16 protein-coding genes are annotated in these 16270 nt (G+C 74.5%); 7 read left to right on the forward strand and 9 right to left on the reverse strand.

Features of this window, described 5'->3' with window-relative positions:
- Positions 1-14: 14 nt before the first annotated feature.
- Positions 15-737 (reverse strand): dienelactone hydrolase family protein, encoded by a 723-nt coding sequence (locus ACI78T_RS03950; RefSeq protein ID WP_456556769.1) that lies wholly within the window; start codon positions 735-737, stop codon positions 15-17.
- 191 nt (positions 738-928) lie between these two features.
- Between ACI78T_RS03950 and ACI78T_RS03955 the strand changes: the two genes are divergently transcribed.
- Positions 929-2134 (forward strand): DUF222 domain-containing protein, encoded by a 1206-nt coding sequence (locus ACI78T_RS03955; protein WP_456556770.1) that lies wholly within the window; start codon positions 929-931, stop codon positions 2132-2134.
- A gap of 10 nt (positions 2135-2144) precedes the next feature.
- Here the strand turns inward: ACI78T_RS03955 and ACI78T_RS03960 are convergent, their stop codons facing one another.
- The 3 genes from ACI78T_RS03960 to ACI78T_RS03970 form a co-directional block, all read right to left on the reverse strand.
- Positions 2145-2726, reverse strand: a complete 582-nt coding sequence (locus ACI78T_RS03960) for a hypothetical protein (RefSeq protein WP_456556771.1) — start codon at positions 2724-2726, stop codon at positions 2145-2147.
- Between the two features lie 168 nt (positions 2727-2894).
- On the reverse strand, positions 2895-3746 hold the full coding sequence (locus ACI78T_RS03965; RefSeq protein ID WP_456556772.1) for an SGNH/GDSL hydrolase family protein: 852 nt from the start codon (positions 3744-3746) through the stop codon (positions 2895-2897).
- Positions 3747-3827: 81 nt separating this feature from the next.
- Positions 3828-5054, reverse strand: coding sequence for a saccharopine dehydrogenase family protein (locus ACI78T_RS03970; RefSeq protein ID WP_456556773.1), 1227 nt, complete (start codon positions 5052-5054; stop codon positions 3828-3830).
- Positions 5055-5099: 45 nt separating this feature from the next.
- On the opposite strand from ACI78T_RS03970, the gene ACI78T_RS03975 reads away from it, so the two are divergent.
- Positions 5100-6623: an ATP-dependent DNA ligase gene (locus ACI78T_RS03975; RefSeq protein ID WP_456556774.1), complete on the forward strand. Its 1524-nt coding sequence runs from the start codon at positions 5100-5102 to the stop codon at positions 6621-6623.
- Here ACI78T_RS03975 and ACI78T_RS03980 read toward each other — a convergent pair.
- Positions 6620-7648, reverse strand: a complete 1029-nt coding sequence (locus tag ACI78T_RS03980) for an LLM class flavin-dependent oxidoreductase (RefSeq protein ID WP_456556775.1) — start codon at positions 7646-7648, stop codon at positions 6620-6622. The two genes, ACI78T_RS03975 and ACI78T_RS03980, sit on opposite strands and share 4 nt — an antisense overlap.
- A gap of 32 nt (positions 7649-7680) precedes the next feature.
- Between ACI78T_RS03980 and ACI78T_RS03985 the strand changes: the two genes are divergently transcribed.
- The 3 genes from ACI78T_RS03985 to ACI78T_RS03995 all read left to right on the forward strand — a co-directional run bounded on the left by ACI78T_RS03985 (position 7681) and on the right by ACI78T_RS03995 (position 10836).
- Complete coding sequence (locus ACI78T_RS03985) at positions 7681-8712, forward strand: LLM class flavin-dependent oxidoreductase (RefSeq protein WP_456556776.1); 1032 nt, start codon at positions 7681-7683, stop codon at positions 8710-8712.
- 74 nt (positions 8713-8786) lie between these two features.
- The gene (locus ACI78T_RS03990; RefSeq protein ID WP_456556777.1) at positions 8787-10409 is read left to right on the forward strand and encodes a diguanylate cyclase; all 1623 of its coding nucleotides are present in this window, start codon (positions 8787-8789) and stop codon (positions 10407-10409) included.
- Positions 10410-10461: 52 nt separating this feature from the next.
- Complete coding sequence (locus tag ACI78T_RS03995; RefSeq protein ID WP_456556778.1) at positions 10462-10836, forward strand: VOC family protein; 375 nt, start codon at positions 10462-10464, stop codon at positions 10834-10836.
- Here ACI78T_RS03995 and ACI78T_RS04000 read toward each other — a convergent pair.
- Positions 10814-11338, reverse strand: a complete 525-nt coding sequence (locus ACI78T_RS04000) for a GNAT family N-acetyltransferase (RefSeq protein WP_456556779.1) — start codon at positions 11336-11338, stop codon at positions 10814-10816. The genes ACI78T_RS03995 and ACI78T_RS04000 overlap by 23 nt on opposite strands.
- Before the next feature lie 17 nt (positions 11339-11355).
- On the opposite strand from ACI78T_RS04000, the gene ACI78T_RS04005 reads away from it, so the two are divergent.
- Positions 11356-12150 (forward strand): glycoside hydrolase family 16 protein, encoded by a 795-nt coding sequence (locus ACI78T_RS04005; RefSeq protein WP_456556780.1) that lies wholly within the window; start codon positions 11356-11358, stop codon positions 12148-12150.
- Here ACI78T_RS04005 and ACI78T_RS04010 read toward each other — a convergent pair.
- The 3 genes from ACI78T_RS04010 to ACI78T_RS04020 all read right to left on the reverse strand — a co-directional run bounded on the left by ACI78T_RS04010 (position 12134) and on the right by ACI78T_RS04020 (position 15144).
- On the reverse strand, positions 12134-14089 hold the full coding sequence (locus ACI78T_RS04010) for a M12 family metallopeptidase (RefSeq protein WP_456556781.1): 1956 nt from the start codon (positions 14087-14089) through the stop codon (positions 12134-12136). The genes ACI78T_RS04005 and ACI78T_RS04010 overlap by 17 nt on opposite strands.
- A gap of 47 nt (positions 14090-14136) precedes the next feature.
- Positions 14137-14466 carry a hypothetical protein gene (locus tag ACI78T_RS04015; RefSeq protein ID WP_456556782.1) on the reverse strand — a complete coding sequence of 110 codons (330 nt, stop codon included), beginning with the start codon at positions 14464-14466 and terminating at the stop codon, positions 14137-14139.
- Positions 14467-14532: 66 nt separating this feature from the next.
- On the reverse strand, positions 14533-15144 hold the full coding sequence (locus ACI78T_RS04020; protein WP_456556783.1) for a hypothetical protein: 612 nt from the start codon (positions 15142-15144) through the stop codon (positions 14533-14535).
- 152 nt (positions 15145-15296) lie between these two features.
- Between ACI78T_RS04020 and ACI78T_RS04025 the strand changes: the two genes are divergently transcribed.
- Positions 15297-16268, forward strand: coding sequence for a YihY/virulence factor BrkB family protein (locus ACI78T_RS04025; RefSeq protein ID WP_456556784.1), 972 nt, complete (start codon positions 15297-15299; stop codon positions 16266-16268).
- Positions 16269-16270 lie beyond the last annotated feature (2 nt).

Here is a 16270-nt window from a genome sequence, read left to right on the forward strand (position 1 = left end):
GGAGGCGCCCGTGTTCAGGTGGTCGGCGCCGGCTGCAGGTGCTCGCCGAAGAACCGGAGGATGCGCGCCCAGGCGTCCTGGGCGGACGGCTCGTGGTAGCTGAAGCCGGCGATCCGCTCCAGCACCCCGAACGGGCCGCTGTTGTGCCGGTTCATGAACGAGTGCCCGGCGCCGGGGTACTCCTTGACGTCGTTCGGGACGTCGAGGGCGTCCAGGGCGCCGGAGAGCCGGCCGGCCGCTCCCCGGAGCGCGAGGTCCTTGCGGCCGTAGCTGGCCACCACCGGGCAGGAACCCTCGAGGACGTCCTGGGCCTTGGGCGGCACGAACCCGTAGTTGGGCGCGGCCGCGTCGAATCCGCGCGTCGCGGCGAGCAGGGCGAAGCCGCCGCCCATGCAGAAGCCCACGACGCCGATGCGCCCGGTGCAGTCGGCGCGGTCCGACAGCCACGATCGCGTGGCCTCGAGGTCACCGAAGGCAGGCCCGCTCCCGCGCAGCATCGTGGCGAACGTCGACCGCAGGCAGCGGACCGCACCACCGCCGGTGAACAGGTCCGGAGCCACCGCGAGGTAGCCGGCGGCTGCGAGACGGTCGGCCTGGTCCCGGGTGTCGTCGTTCAGCCCGAACGCCTCGTGGACGACGACCACGCCCGGCCATGGCCCCTCCCCCACCGGCGGGACGGCCAGGTGGGCGCGCAGCTCGGGCGCGCTGGCGCCGCCGGGGATCCGGACCTCGGGCATGGGTCTCCTCGAACGTCGGGACGGGACTGGCGGTCAGCCTGGCGGACGGTCTCCGGCGCGGCACCTCGAACGTCCTGGGTCAACGCGACCACGACATCTGTGCACAGGCGGCTCGCCTGGGGATTCGCTCCGCGGCGCCGGCTGGTCGCCGAGTAGCTTTCGTACACGTGTTCGAGCACTGGAGGTGAGGGATGGGCGAGCTGCAGTCGGCGCTCGACGGCCTGGCCGCCGCGAACCTCCACGGCATGACGCCGCGGCAGAAGCTCGACGACATCCGCGCACTGCTGGAGGCGAGGAACCGGCTCGACGCGCAGGTGGCCCGCTGGGTGCGGTCGGCCGAGCACGACCGGGCAGCGGAGGAGGACGGCTCCGCGTCCATGCAGTCGTGGCTGCGCGGGCACGGGCGGCTCAGCCGCTCGGCCGCCGGCCAGGTCGTCCGCAACGGTCGCGCGCTCGACCACCTGCCGGCGGTGGAGGCCGCCTTCGCCCAGGGTGCCGTCACGGCGGAGCAGGTCGCCGTCATCGCGCCTGTGGCGAAGGTGGACCGGCTTGCGGCAGCGCTCGGGCAGGGCATCGACGTCACGGAGGTCGACCGGACCCTCGCCGCCGTCGCCGCGGAGGGGTCCGTCGAGGGTCTGGCCCGGGTCGTCCACCACTACCTGGCGCGGTTGGACCCGGACGGCGCTGAACCCGACCCCACCGACGAGCGGTCCCTCACCCTGTCGACGTTCGCCGACGGGACCGTCGTCCTCCGCGGCCAGTTCGACGCGGTCGGCGGGGAGAAGCTGAGGACGGCGCTGGAGTCGGTCGTGCAGGCCGACCGCCCCAAGGGCGACCTGCGGACACGGTCGCAGCAGAACGCCGACGCGCTGGTGCAGCTGGCCGACAACCAGCTCGCCGCCGGGAAGCTGCCGCTCCTGCGCACCGTCAGGCCGAACGTCGTCGTCACCGTCCCGGCCGCGGACCTCCTCGACCCGGCCACCGGGCCGGCGGCTGCCACCCTCGGCTTCGCCGACCTCGTGTCGGCGGCCACGGCACGCATGCTCGCCTGCGACGGGACGACCACGCCGGTCGTGACCGACGAGCACGGGATGCCGCTGAACGTGGGCCGCACCAGACGGGTCGTCCCGCCACACCTGCGCAAGGCGGTCGAGCTGCGCGACGAGGCCTGCGTCTTCGCCGGCTGCGGCGCCCCGAAGTACTGGTGCGACGTCCACCACCTGGTCCACTGGATCGCCGGCGGCGAGACGTCCCTGGAGAACTCAGCCCTCCTGTGCGAACGGCACCACACGAAGGTCCACCACGGCTTCCGCGTCGAGCGACGACCCGACGGGCGATGGCGGACGTTCCGCCCCGACGACAGCGAGATCGTCATCGGGACACCGCTGCTCATCTGAGGACGGCGGTTCAGTCCTCCGCGTCGCGGTCGCCCCGGCCGTCGGGCCCGCCCGGGCCGAACGGTCCGCCCGGGCCGCGAGGGCCCGGGTCGTCGCTGTTCACGCGCTCGGTGATGCGCTCCTCCAGATCGGCGAGGCGCTCGTCGGCCTCCTCCTGCGTGAGGTGGCCGTCCTCGACCGCCTGGGCGATCCGCTGCTGCGCCTCGGCGACCAGGGCGTCCACCAGCACGTCCACCTCGACCCCCTGCGCCTCGGCGACGTCGGCCAGCGAGGTGTCGTCGGCCCGCAGCGCCTCCCGCAGCTCGTCCTCGGTCATGCCCAGCGCCTCCGCGGCGGCCGAGAGGCCGAAGCGGAAACCGCCACCGTGACCGCCGGGGCCGCCCAGGGCCACGTCGGCCAGCGTCGCGGCGACCTCGTCCGCCTGCGCGGCGGTGATCGACCCGTCCTCCACGAGGTCGGACAGGGCGTCGCGGATGCGGTCCTCCCGCGTCGTCGCCGTCTCGTCGTCCGCCAGCGCCGGGACGGCGAACACCACGCCGCCACCGAGGGTCAGCACCCCGGCCGTCGTGGCGAGGATCAGCTTCTTCCGCACGTGCACTCCTTGGTCCGGGTCGGTCCGTGGCGACCGATCCGGATCAGGTTGCGGGCGCTCCCTGTGGCGGACCTGCGAGCAGTCCCGGGAGCCGGCTGTGAATCCGCCGCGCCGTCGGCGGAGCGCAGAGCGGGGCACCGGCGCCCCGCGCGCCGGTGCCCCGCGGTCTCAGCGGAGCCGGAGCACGCGCATCGCCTGCGCGGCCATCTCCTGCTCCCCCAGCGCGTTCGGGTGCACGACCACCGGGTTCGTGCCCTGCAGCACCGGCTCGATCCACCGGACGCCGATCGGCGCGCAGGCGTCGTGGCCCTCCGACACCCGGTTCATGTCCACGTAGGTCACGCCGGTCGCGGCGGCCGCCCGCCGGACGGCGTCGTTGAGGGTGGCCTGCAAGCTGCGCAGGTACGGGACGTCGCCCTCGGCCACCGGCATGCGGTCGAAGCAGCCGCCGGTCCGCGGCAGGATCCACGGGTAGCCGAGGATCGCCACCTTCGCCCGGGGTGCCTCGGCCCGCACCGCGCGCAGCGCCGTCACCAGCGACGGGTAGGTGACGTTGCGGACGGTGTCCTCGAACGACGAGCCGTACCGGTCCTTGCACGGGCTGCCCTTGCCGAGCGTCGACAGCCCGGCGGCGCCGCACTGGACGATCGAGTTGATGAACACCCCGCTGTCGTTGCCGCCGATGGTCATCGTGACCAGCTGGGTGTCCCGCGCCAGCGCGTCGAGCTGCGGGGCGACCCCCGGGTGCTGCTCGGCGAAGTAGTCACCGGTGTCCGCCCCGCCGCAGGTGACGTCGGTCAGCTGCGCGCCCGTCGCCGCCGCGATGACGTGCGGGTAGTTGGCGATCGAGCGCAGGCACTGCGGCGGCGCTGCCGGGTCGGGCGGCAGCACGCCGGAGGCCGCGCTGTAGGAGTCACCCAGCGCGACGTACCGGATCGGCGAGTGCGCACCGGCGGGCGACGGCGCGCCGATCAGCAGGAACGCGAGGACGGCGAGGACGCAGGCGGCGAGTCGGCGCACGGGCTTCTCCATCGGAGCCGGGACTGTTGGACAGCACAACGGCCGACCCGCCGATGGGTTACGCGTGTCACACCGACACGGTCAGATCTCGGTCACCTCGTAGGTGTGCCCGGCGGCCCGCAGCCGCTCCACGAGGACGTCGCCCATCGCCGTCGCGGGGGTGAGCGAACCGGCGCGGGCGGGCAGCCGGTCGCCGTCCAGGGCCAGCGCGAGACCGGCCTCCCCCAGCATCACGGCGGTCGCGGCGTAGCCGGGGTCGCCCTTCCCCGCGGCGACGGCGCGGTACCGGCGGCCGCTCTCGGTCGTGGCGTCCACGGTCATCCGGAACCAGCCCTTGCGCCGGACCTCCTCGCTCGGCCCGGTGCCGGGCGCCGGGAGCAGGCGGTCCAGGACGGCCCGCGTGGGCCCGAAGCTCATGGCGGCCAGGGTGCCGGCCAGCCCCGCCGTGAGCCCGGCGGCGGTGGCCGCACCGAGCGGTCCGCGGCCCGCACCCATCACCTCGCCGTAGCTGAAGCCGCGCCCGTACGCCCAGTCCTGCAGCGCGTTGCTGCGCCGGACGATCCGCGTGTTGAACGGCGCCATCACGAACGGCGCGGTCCACCGGCCGTCCGCGGCCCGGGCGGGCGGGACGGCGTCGCGCGGCTGCCGGGTGTCGGGCTCGCCGGCGCGGTCGGGGCTCAGCGCGTACGGGTGCCCGGCCACCCGCCGCAGCGACGGGTCCTCCTGCAGCGCCTCGACCTGGGCCCGCATCGAGTCGATGGTGCCGCCGCTGAAGCCGCCGCGGAGGGTGGCCACCAGGCGGACGTCGCACAGCCCGCCGGCGCCGTCGGCCCGGGCCCGTTCGGCGAGCAGGAACGCGCCGAGGTCGGACGGGATCGAGTCGTAGCCGCAGGCATGCACGATGCGTGCGCCGGTCTCCCGCGCCACGGCGTCGACGCGGTCGATGGCCTCCCGGACGAACAGCACCTCACCGGTGAGGTCGGCGTAGTGCGTGCCGGCCGCGGCGCAGGCCTCGACCACCGGCATGCCGTACCGGGCGTAGGGCCCGACCGTCGTCGCCAACACGCGCGTCTGCGCGGCGAGATCCGCCAGGGACGCCGGGTCCCCCGAGTCGGCCTCGACCACCGGCCACTCGCGCGCCGCCGCCGGCAGTGCCGCCCGCGCTTCGAGCAGCCGCGACCGCGACCGCCCGGCCAGGGCGATCCGCGTGCCCTCGGGGGCGTGCTCGGCCAGGTACGCGGCGAGCAGCCTCCCGACGAAACCGGTCGCGCCGAAGACTGCCAGGTCGAAGCTCCGTTGATCGGCCATGGGCTCATCCTGACCTGCCGCCGCGGTGGCTGCCACGATGGCCCCGTGCTGCTCAGCGACGTCGTCACCGCCTCCGCTGCCGTGGCGGCCACCCGGTCGCGCACCGCGAAGGCCGGGACGATCGCCGAGCTGCTGCGGGCGGCCGGCCCCGACGAGGTCCGGCCGGTCACCGCGTGGCTCTCCGGCGAGGTGCGGCAGGGCCGCCTCGGCGTCGGCTGGCGCACGCTGTCCCGGGTGGGCGGCTCCCCCGCCGAGAGCGCGTCGCTGACAGTGACCGCGGTCGACGCCGCCCTCGCCGAGCTCGCCGCCACCTCGGGCGCGGGGTCGGCCGCCCGGCGCGACGCCGTCCTCACCTCGCTGGTGTCGGCCGCCACCGCCGACGAGCGGCAGTTCCTCGTCCGCCTGATCGGCGGCGAGCTGCGCCAGGGGGCGCTGGAGGGCGTCGTCCTCGACGCGGTCGCGACGGCGGCCGAGGTCCCGGCCGCGAGCGTCCGCCGGGCGTTCATGCTCTCGGGGCGGCTGGACGAGACGGCGGCCGCGGCACTCGCGGGCGGGGTCGAGGCGCTCGACGCCGTCCGCCTCGAGGTGGGCCGGCCGGTCCGCCCGATGCTGGCCAGCCCCGGTTCCTCCCTCGACGCGGCGCTGGCCGATCTCGGCACGGACGTCACGGTGGAGTTCAAGCTCGACGGCGCGCGGATCCAGGTCCACCGCGACGGCGACGAGGTGCGCGTCTGGACCCGCACGCTGCGCGAGGTCACCGACGGCGTCCCGGAGCTGGTCGAGCGGGTCCGGGCGCTGCCCTGCACGACCGCCGTCCTGGACGGCGAGACCCTGGCGCTGGACGACGACGGCCGGCCGCGCGCCTTCCAGGACACGATGAGCCGCTTCGGCTCCGACGCATCCGACGAGGTGCTGCTCAGCCCGTTCTTCTTCGACCTGCTGCACCTCGACGGCCGCGACCTGCTCGACGAGCCGCTGCACGTGCGGCTCGACGCCCTCGCCGGGCTGCTCGCCGACGACGAGCACGCCGCCCTGCGCATGCCGGGGGTCCGGTCGCCCAGCCCCGACGAGGCGGCCGGCGTGCTCGACGGCGCCCTGACCGCCGGGCACGAGGGCGTGGTGGTCAAGGCCCTGGACGCCGCCTACGCGGCCGGCCGGCGCGGCAAGGCATGGCAGAAGGTCAAGCCTGTGCACACCCTCGACCTGGTCGTCATCGGCGCCGAGTGGGGGTACGGCCGGCGCACCGGGAAGCTGTCGAACATCCACCTCGGTGCCCGCGACCCCGACGGCGGGCCGCCGGTGATGGTGGGCAAGACCTTCAAGGGCATGACCGACGAGCTGCTCGAGTGGCAGACCCGGACCTTCCCCGAGCACGCCGCCGAGACGACCGAGTGGGGCGTCGTCCTGCACCCGGAGCTCGTCGTCGAGATCGCGCTCGACGGCGCCCAGCGCAGCACGCGGTACCCCGGCGGCGTCGCTCTGCGGTTCGCGCGGGTGCTCCGCTACCGGCCGGACAAGACGCCGGCCGAGACCGACACCGTCGACACGATCCGGGCGATGCTCGCCTAGACCTCCTTCACGCGGGGCGCCACCTCGGTGCCCAGCAGCTCGATGCCGCGCAGCAGGTCGGCGTGGGCCAGCCGCGGGTTGGTCATCTGCAGCGAGATCCGGTCGACCCCGCCGAGCTGACCGGCGATGCGCACCAGCTTCTCCGCCACCGTCTCCGGGTCACCCATGAAGAAGGCGCCGTCCGGGCCGCTGGTCGCGTCGAACTGCGCCCGCGACGGCGGGGCGAAGCCGCGCTCGCGGGACACCTTCTCGAACATCTCGTGCCAGCCGGGGTAGATCGTGTCGGCGGCGGCCTGCGTGCTCTCGGCGACGAACCCGAACACGTGCAGCCCCACCTGGAGGCTCTCCGGCGGGTGCCCGGCCTGCGCGCCGGCGCGGCGGTACAGGTCGATCAGCGGCCCGAACTGGCGTGGCTGGCCGCCGATGATCGCCACCATCAGGGGCAGCCCCAGGAGACCCGCCCGCACGAAGGACTCCGGCGTCCCTCCGACGCCGACCCAGATCGGCAGCGGGTCCTGCACCGGCCGGGGGTAGACGCCCTGACCGGTGAGCGGCGGGCGGTGCCGGCCCGACCAGGTGACGTGCTCGGACTCCCGGATGCGCAGCAGCAGGTCCAGCTTCTCCTCGAACAGCTCGTCGTAGTCGCGCAGGCTCAGCCCGAACAGCGGGAACGCCTCGGTGAACGAGCCGCGCCCGACGACCAGGTCGATGCGGCCCTTCGAGATCAGGTCCAGGGTGGCGAACTGCTGGAACACGCGGACCGGGTCCGCGGCGCTCAGGACGGCGACCGCGCTGCCCAGCCGGATGCGGGAGGTCCGCGCCGCCGCCGCCGCCAGGATCACCGGCGGGGCCGAGTCGTAGTACTCGCTGCGGTGGTGCTCGCCGATGCCGAACGAGTAGAGGCCGACCCGGTCGGCGAGCTCGATCTCCTCGAGCAGGTGCTCCATGCGCTCGGCCGGGCCCACCACCCGGCCGGTCGAGGGGTCGGTGACCGCCGAGACGAAGCTGTCGATGCCCAGATGCATGGGCCGAGTCAAACAGGCAGGAGGATCGTCCCGTGCCCACCCCCGGTACCGCGCTCCAGAAGCTCGGCTTCCTCACCATCGGCTCCTTCGACGGCGCGGACCCGCGGCCCGGCCACGAGACGACGCTGCGCGTCATCGAGCTCGGCGAGCGCCTGGGCTTCGACAGCGCCTGGGTGCGCCACCGGCACCTCCAGTACGGCATCTCCTCGCCGGTCGCGGTCCTCGCCGCGGCCACCCAGCGGACCAGCCGCATCGAGCTCGGCACCGCCGTCATCCCGCTCGGGTGGGAGAACCCCCTGCGGCTGGCCGAGGACCTCGCGACCGTCGACGTGCTCTCCGGCGGCCGGCTGAACCCGGGGGTGAGCGTCGGCCCGCCGATGCACTGGGACGACGTCAAGGGCGCCCTCTACCCGGACACCGCCGACGTCGAGGACTTCTCCTACGAGCGGGTCGCCCGGCTGCTGCGGCTGGTCGGCGGCGAGCCCGCGGCGACGTTCTCCGGCCGCGAGGGCGTCGTCGAGGAGTGGTCGGACCGGGTGCAGCCGCACTCCTCCGGGCTGCGCGACCGGCTCTGGTACGGCGGGGGAAGCCTCGGCTCGGCCCGGTGGGCCGGCGAGCACGGCATGAACTTCCTGACCAGCAGCGTGGTCAAGGCCGAGCAGGGCGGCGACTTCGCCGAGATCCAGCGGTCGCACGTCGAGGCCTTCCGCGCCGCCTCCCCGGCCGGGGCGGCCGCCCGCGTGTCTCAGGGGCTGGTGGTCATCCCGACCGACAGCGCCAGCCCCGCCCAGCGGGCGAAGTACGCCGACTACGTCGCCGCCCGCACCCCGCGGACGGCGACGCCCCAGGGCCCGGCCCGGCTGCTGTTCGCGCCCGACCTGCTCGGCACGTCCGAGCAGATCGCCGAGGCGCTGCACGCGCACGCGGCATTCCGCGAGGTGACCGAGGTGGCGTTCGCGCTGCCGTTCAGCTTCGACGACGAGGACTACGAGCAGATGCTCACCGACATCGCCGGGCGGCTCGGCCCGGCGCTGGGCTGGCGCCCCGCGTCGCAGGCGACCTGAGCGCCTGCCCCCTGCGGGCCAGATCACGTCCGGAAAAGTCTCAAGCTGCAACGACATCACGCCGATGGGGTGCTGTGACCAGCACCGCGGACCTGCGCGACGGGGGTGAGGGCTGCCGCGACGCGGTGCCCCCGCCCGTCGTCGACGTCCGCGCCGTGGAGCTGTCGCTGTCCGTCGGCGAGCTGGAGAACCTGTCCCGCTTCGACCGCGCCGACGTCGACGAGCGTGCGTCCCGCGCGGTCGACGCCGCCGAGGCGCTCGGCCTGGCGGACCTGGCCCAGCGCGCCCGCCTGGTGCGCGCCGACCTGCTCCGCCGGCGGGGCGACGTCGCCGAGGCCGGCCGCCGCGCCCAGGAGATCCAGCGGTGGGCCACCGAGCACGACGCGCGGCACCTGCTCGCGCGCAGCTCCTTCGTGCTGGCGTCGGTCTTCCAGGAGCTCGGCGACCTCTCGCTCGCCCTGGAGCACGCCGTCCGCGCCGTCGACCTGCTCGGCGACGACGTCCTGCCCGAGACCCGCATCGACCACCTCGCCCGCCTGGCCGACTGCCTCGGCCTTGCTGGCGACGTCGCCGCCCGGGACCGCTACGACACCGTCCTGCGGCTGGCCGAGGAGCTGGGCGACGTCGACCGCCAGCTCCTCGTGCTCAACAACCGTGCCTACTGCGAGACGGTGGCCGGCGCGTACGACGAGGCGCTGGTCTGGAGCACGCAGCTGCAGCAGCTCGCCGCCCGCCACGACGTGCCGATGAGCGCGGGGCGGCTGGACACCGTCGGCCGGGCGCTCATGGCCCTCGGCCGGCTCGAGGACGCCGAGGCAGCGCTGCTGCCGGGGACGGCGCCCGAGGTGCTCGACCGCACCCTCGACGGGGACGGCGGCGCGGACTTCCTGCTCACCCTCGCCGAGGTCCGGCGCCGCCGCGGCTCGCTGGACGAGGCGCAGGCGACCCTGGACGAGTGCGTGCGCCGGTGCGAGCGGTACGGGCTCACCGCGATCCGCGTCCGTGCGCGTCGGGAGCAGGCGGAGCTGCACGCCGCCGCGGGCGATTACCGGATGGCCTACGAGGAGCACCGGCTCTACACCGACGAGCTCATGGACCTGCAGTCCGCCGAGCGCGACGCCCGCGCCCGGGCGCTGCAGGCGATGTACGAGACCACCGAGGCGCGCCGGCAGACCCGCCGCTACCGCGAGCTCTCCCTGCGCGATCCGCTGACCGGCCTCTACAACCGCCGCTACGTCGACGACCAGTTGCCGCGGCTGCTCGAGCGCGCCACCGCCGGCGCCGAGCCGGTGACGGTGGCACTCCTCGACCTCGACCACTTCAAGACGGTCAACGACACCCGCTCCCACGAGGCGGGCGACCAGGTGCTGCGCGCCGTCGCCGAGCTCCTGGAGGCGGCCGGCTCGTGGGGGGACGGCTCGTTCGCCGCCCGCATGGGCGGCGAGGAGTTCCTCCTCGTGCAGGTGGGCGCCGATCCGCGGGCGGCCGCCGCGCGCCTGGAGGACCTGCGCGCGACCCTCGCCGCGCACCCGTGGCACGAGCTGGTCGGCGACCTCCCCGTGACGGTCAGCATCGGGTCGGCCACCACCACCGGCGGCTCCCCCGCCACGCCGGCCGACCTGCTGGGCCGGGCCGACGGGCACCTGTACCTGGCCAAGCGCCAGGGCCGCGACCGGGTGGTCGGCGACCCGTTCTGACGTCGCGCGCGAGGACCTCCCGGAGCGCCCCGCGCCGTGCTTGCATGCGCCGGTGCCCGTCCACCTGAACCACACGATCGTCGCCGCCAGCGACAAGGCGCGGTCCGCGCACTTCCTGACCGAGGTGCTCGGCCTGCAGCCGCCGACCACCTACGGCCCGTTCGCCGTCGTCGAGCTGGACAACGACGTGTCGCTCGACTTCATGGACGACCCGCACGTGGTGGCGCGGCACTACGCGTTCCTGGTGTCCGAGGAGGAGTTCGACGCCATCTTCGGCCGGATCCGGGAGCGGGGCCTGGACTACTGGGCCGACCCGTTCCAGCAGCACCCGGGCGAGATCAACACCCACGACGGCGGGCGGGGCGTCTACTGGCACGACCCCGACGGGCACGTGCTGGAGATCATCACCCGGCCCTACGGCGGCTGACGGCGTACACGTCGCAGGTCCCGTACTCGTCGACGTAGCCGGGCCAGAGCAGCGTCATGCCGATCTTCTCGGCGACGCGTCGCGAGGCGGTGTTGGCGGGGTCGATCATCGCGATCAGGCGATCCACCGGCAGCGTCGAGAAGGCGTGCTCCGCGATCGCCCGCGCCGCCTCGGTGGCCAGTCCCCGCCCCCAGACCGAGCGGTCCAGCAGGTACGCGACCTCGACCTCCGTGCGACCGCCGATCTCCCACGGCAGCAACCCGCACCGGCCGACGAAGGCGCCGGTCTCCTTCTCGACCGTCGCCCACAGGCCGTAGCCGTACCGGCCGTAGTAGACGTCGACGACCCAGGCCAGCTCCTCGCGCGTCTGCTCGTGGGTGCGCGTGCCGTCCGGGAAGTACCGCCGCACCTCCGGGTCCCGGTACAGCGCGGCGAGGGCGTCGAGGTCGTCCGCGGTCAGCTCGCGCAGGAGCAGCCGATCGGTCTCGAGGACGACGCCCACGGTGCCAGGATCGGCGCATGCCGGCGTCTCCCACCAGCCCCGTCTTCGCCGACGAGTTCGACGGCACCGCGCTCGACCGGTCGGTCTGGTTCCCCCACTACCTGCCCGCGTGGAGCTCCCGGGAGGCCACCGCCGCGACGTTCCAGGTCCGGGACGGCTGCCTCCGCCTGTCGATCCCGCCGGAGCAGGGGCGGTGGCTGCCCGGCGAGCACGAGCCGCCGCTGCGGGTCTCCGGCGTCCAGTCGGGCAACTTCTCCGGTCCGGCCGGCAGCACCACGGGCCAGCAGCCGTGGCGGGACGGCGCGGTCGTCCGGGAGGAGCAGGAGACGTTCTGGGGCTGGACCCCGGACCACGGGCGGCTGGAGATGCGGGCCCGCGCCGAGCTGACGCCCCGCTCGATGGCCGCCTGGTGGATGGTCGGCCTGGAGGACGTCCCCGAGCGGTGCGCCGAGATCTGCGTGTTCGAGGTCTTCGGGGACGCCGTCGAGCCGGGGGTTTCCGCCGCCGTCGGCATGGGCCTGCACGCCTTCCGCGACCCGGCGACGCCCGAGGACTTCGCCGCCGTCCGGCTGCCGATCGACGTGGCGGAGTTCCACACCTACGCCGTCGACTGGACGCCCGAGCGGGCCGAGTTCTCCGTCGACGGGACCGTGGTGCGCAGCTGCCCGCGGCCGCCCGCCTATCCCGTGCAGATGATGGTCGCGGTCTTCGACTTCCCGGACCGCGCCACGGAGGCGGACGACGACGCCGTGCCGCTGCTCGTCGTCGACCACCTCCGCGGCTCGGAGAACCGGCTCACCCGTCGTCGCTGACCATCCCGCCGGCGCCCGCACCGGCACCGGCACCGGAGGACACCGCCGCCTCCTCCGCGCGGCCGCCGGCGCCCTCGTCGTCACCGGCCGTCCGCGGCATCACCACGTTGGGCAGCTCGGCGCCGCCCGATCCGGCCGCGGCGGGGACGCGCCCGTCGAGCTCGGCCGTCCCGTAGCCGTCGGCCGCCGCCGCCTCGGCCGCCGTCGGCGCGGCGTCGACGATGCCGCCGAAGGGCTCGGGCAGCTCCTCCGGGGTGGGCAGCTCGGCGGTGTCCGCGCCGTCGAGCAGCGCACCCGCCGGCGGGTTGACGAACTCGAAGTCCACCAGGCGCAGCCCCCGGCCGGCGAGCTCCTCCCACTTGGCCCGGAAGCTCTCCCAGGTCACGTTGGCCCAGAGGGCGAAGCCGTCCTGGCCGGGCAGGAACGCGCCGGAGAACCGGATCTCGCCGCCGACGCGGTGCTGGTTGAGGTCGACCAGGCGCAGACCCTGGCCCGCCCACTCCTGCCACTTCGCCACGAAGCTGGCCCACGAGGCGTTGACCCACAGCGCGTGGCCACCGCTGCCGGGCAGGAAGACGCCGGTGTACCGGTCCTGGCCACCCACCTGGTGCACGTGCAGGTCGTGCAGCCGCAGCCCCTGCGCGCTCCACTGCTCCCACTTCGTGCGGAAGCTGTCCCAGCTCGCGCCGACCCACAGCGCGTGCCCGCCGCTCCCGGCGAGGAAGACGCCGGTGTAGCGGTCCTGGCCGCCGATGTTGGCGATGTGGATGTCGTGCAGGCGCAGACCCTGCCGGCTCCACTCGTCCCACTTCGCGTGGAAGCTCTCCCAGCTCGCGTTGGCCCAGAGCGCGTGCCCGCCGGTGCCGGGGAGGAACACCCCGGAGTAGCGGGCGCCGCCCGCCACCGGCCGCACGTGGACGTCGACCAGCCGCAGGCCGTCGGCGCTCCACTGCTGCCACTTGGCCGCGAAGCCGTCCCAGGTGTCGTTGACCCAGAGGGCGTAGCGCCCGGTACCCGCCCGCCACACCCCCGAGTAGCCCTTCTCGGAGAACCGCTCGTACATCTTCGCGATCGTCTGCCGGTCGCCGAAGCTCATGCCGGTGCGCTGGCCGATGGTCACCCCCGACTGCCGCGGCACGATCGTCGGCTTCGACGTGTCCTTGGCGAACGCGGTCGCGTGGTAGTGCATCAGCGAGCCGTAGTCGTAGTCGAAGTAGTCGGTCGAGCCGGGCTTGGTCTGGAAGTTGTGCCGGGCGTCGTCCTCGCCGTCGGGCGGCGGCCCGTCCTTGATGTTGTCCCACTTGATCTCCACGAACGAGTCGCGGTCGGACCGGGACTGCTCGTGGTAGACGCCGAGCGAGTGCAGGAACTCGTGCACGAGGATCGGCCACGGGTGCGCGTCCGCCAGCCGCAGGTCCTGCCGGCCCCCGCGCATCCCGATCGGCGACGAGCTCGACGACGCGTTGCCGTTGCTGACCACCTGGATCCAGTTGGGCCACGAGCCGGCGTTGGCGGACGTGCGCAGCGTGAACCGGATGCCGGTGTTGGCCTGGAGGTGGTTGATCGCGTCGGTCACCCGCTGCTGGTTCGGCACCCCGGCGTCGACGGCGTAGGCCACCTGCCCGTTGGTCCACAGGAAGCTCGAGTCCGTGGGCAGCCCGATACCCAGCGGGCCGACCGTGAGCGCGCCGTCCTCGCTGCCGGCGAACGCGGTCGTCAACCGGAGCTCGCGGCGGCGGGCGATCGCGGCGGCCTCCGCCTCGACCTCCTCCACCGGGCCCATGTCGATGCAGCCGTCGTGGATGGCGCGGCCGTCCACGACCGCGTACCGGACGGGGTGCTCGACGAGGCCGGGTCCGGTGAGGAACCCGCTGCCGCTCACCGGGCTGGCCGCCATGTGGTCGATCACGCCGAGCTGCCTGTCGTCGTCCGTGCTCATGCCCACCATCTCCAGGGGTGTCGTGCTGCCGTGTCGTGCATCAGGTGTCAGGCGATCCGGGACAGGCGCACCCGCACCGGACCGGCCGACCGCTCCGCCACCGGGGTGGCGCTCGTGGTGAAGAACTCGACCCGGGCGTCGTCCGCCGTCCGGCCCCGCACCCGGACCAGCAGCCCGGGCTCGTACATGCCGCCGCCGACCGGCAGGTCGAGGGTGACCCGGGCCGTCGGCCGGGCCGCCGTCACCGTGAGGTCGGACGAGGTGGCGGCCGGGCCCTCCGCCGGCGCGTCGGCCACGGCGAGATCGGCGACGCGCACGTCCACGACGGCGTCGAGGACGTCGTCGTCCACCCCGTCGAAGAGCAGCTCGAGATCCATGGGCTCCCCCCGGTCGCGACACCGGCCCGTAGGCGTCAGCGTCGCGGCCGGGGCGTCACCGGAACGTCACCGCGCGGCGGACCGGACGAGGGGCCGGCGGAGGTCGAAGTACTCCGTCTCCCCGATCGCGAGCTTGCCCATCTCCTCCATGGCGGTCCGCAGCTCGAGCGGCACCTCCTTGCGCTCGCCCGCGCGCGCCTCCTCCTCGGAGGCGAACCAGATGACGACGGTGTACGCGCCGTCCTCGTGCCCGATCTCGAGGGTGCCCAGGACGTCGGGCCGGTAGGCCGCCCACTCGTCGGGGTCCTGCGCCATGAGCTGGCGGGCCCGTTCCGGGTCGCGCGTGCGCCCGCGCATCACCTGGACGAACCCGGCCCGGTCCGGATCGTCCTGCAGGTCGACCACCACGTCGGTGCTGTCCAGGAACGTCGCCCCGCCCTCGAACAGGCGCTCCGTCTCGGCCCACCAGCGCCCCTGCTCGGGCCGCTCGCTGTTGCGGCGGGCCGCCTCCTCGGACTCGAAGCGGGCGACGAGGAGCACCCGCCCGTCGTCGGTCACGCCGCCGGTGCTGCCCAGCCAGCCGACCGCGCCGGGTGCGAGCTCCTCCTCCCAGCGGTCCATGGCGGCGCGGAGACCCTCCGCGTCCGACGTCCTGCCCTGGATGACCTGAACGAACATGGCACGCCTCCGGTCCTTGCCGTCTGCCGTCTGCCGTCGTCCCCGTGCGCCGGACGCTAGGACCGGGAGGGCGGCCGGACGAGGGTCCTCGGACCCCGCACGGCAGCGGGCGGCCGGCGTGACGGGGCCCCGATCGGGGAACACGCCCACGCATGGCTGAGGTACGCGACCTGCCGGGCAGCCGGGCGAGCGACGCCTCGTGGCCGCACCGCATCTCGGCGCGGCACTGGGGGCGCATCCTGCGGCGCGTCGTCCGGCACGTGCTCAACGACCGGCTCATGCTGCTCAGCGCCGGCATCTCGTTCTTCGCGCTGCTCTCCATCGCGCCGATGCTGGTGACCGCGGTGTCGGTCTACGGCGCGGTGACCACGCCGGCCGAGGCGCTCGACCAGCTGTCCGGCGTCGCCAGGACGCTGCCGCCGGAACTCGAACCGCTGGTCGCCGAGCAGCTGACGACGATCACGACGGCGTCGACGCAGGTGATCACCGTCCGCGGCATCACCGGCCTGGTCCTGGCCCTCTGGACGGCGACGACGGCGGCGACCTACCTCATCGACGCGCTCACCCTTGCCTACCACGAGACCGAGACCCGGAGCTTCCTCCGCCGGGCGGGGTTGGGGTTGCTGTTCGTGCTGGGCGGCGCCCTGGTCGTGGGCGGGGCGATCGCGGTCGCGGAGGCCATCTCCGAGGTGCTCGACCGGTCACCGGCCGGGATCCGCGCCCTGGGCCCGGCGTTCACCTGGCTGGCGCTGGCCACGCTGATGGCGGTGGTCCTCGCCGTGCTGTACCGGTTCGCGCCCGACCGGCGGCAGGCCCGCTGGCGCTGGACGAGCACCGGCGCGGCGGTCGCCACCGTCCTCTGGCTGGCCACCTCCGTGGCCCTGTTCGCCTACGTGCAGAGCTTGGGCAGCTACGAGTCGACCTACGGCTCGCTGGCCGGGGTGGCGATCAGCATGCTGTGGCTCTGGATCAGCGTGTTCCTGGTCATCCTCGGTGCGGCGGTCAATGCCGAGGCGGAGCGGCAGACGGTCCGCGACTCCACGATCGGCCCCGACCGCCCCCTGGGCGAGCGGGGCGCCGTCGTCGCCGACAGCACCCCGCCGCTCCGTCGGGGCGAGAGCTGAGC

The organism is Blastococcus sp. SYSU D00922, from assembly GCF_054050495.1.

Bases quoted from the DNA above. Each gene is read 5' to 3' on its own strand.
- ACI78T_RS03980 (WP_456556775.1), bottom strand. From the start codon at position 7,648: ATGCATCTGGGCATCGACAGCTTCGTCTCGGCGGTCACCGACCCCTCG.
- ACI78T_RS03955 (WP_456556770.1), top strand. From the start codon at position 929: ATGGGCGAGCTGCAGTCGGCGCTCGACGGCCTGGCCGCCGCGAACCTC.
- ACI78T_RS04025 (WP_456556784.1), top strand. From the start codon at position 15,297: ATGGCTGAGGTACGCGACCTGCCGGGCAGCCGGGCGAGCGACGCCTCG.
- ACI78T_RS04005 (WP_456556780.1), top strand. From the start codon at position 11,356: ATGCCGGCGTCTCCCACCAGCCCCGTCTTCGCCGACGAGTTCGACGGC.
- ACI78T_RS03950 (WP_456556769.1), bottom strand. From the start codon at position 737: ATGCCCGAGGTCCGGATCCCCGGCGGCGCCAGCGCGCCCGAGCTGCGC.
- ACI78T_RS04015 (WP_456556782.1), bottom strand. From the start codon at position 14,466: ATGGATCTCGAGCTGCTCTTCGACGGGGTGGACGACGACGTCCTCGAC.
- ACI78T_RS04010 (WP_456556781.1), bottom strand. From the start codon at position 14,089: ATGAGCACGGACGACGACAGGCAGCTCGGCGTGATCGACCACATGGCG.
- ACI78T_RS03970 (WP_456556773.1), bottom strand. From the start codon at position 5,054: ATGGCCGATCAACGGAGCTTCGACCTGGCAGTCTTCGGCGCGACCGGT.
- ACI78T_RS04020 (WP_456556783.1), bottom strand. From the start codon at position 15,144: ATGTTCGTTCAGGTCATCCAGGGCAGGACGTCGGACGCGGAGGGTCTC.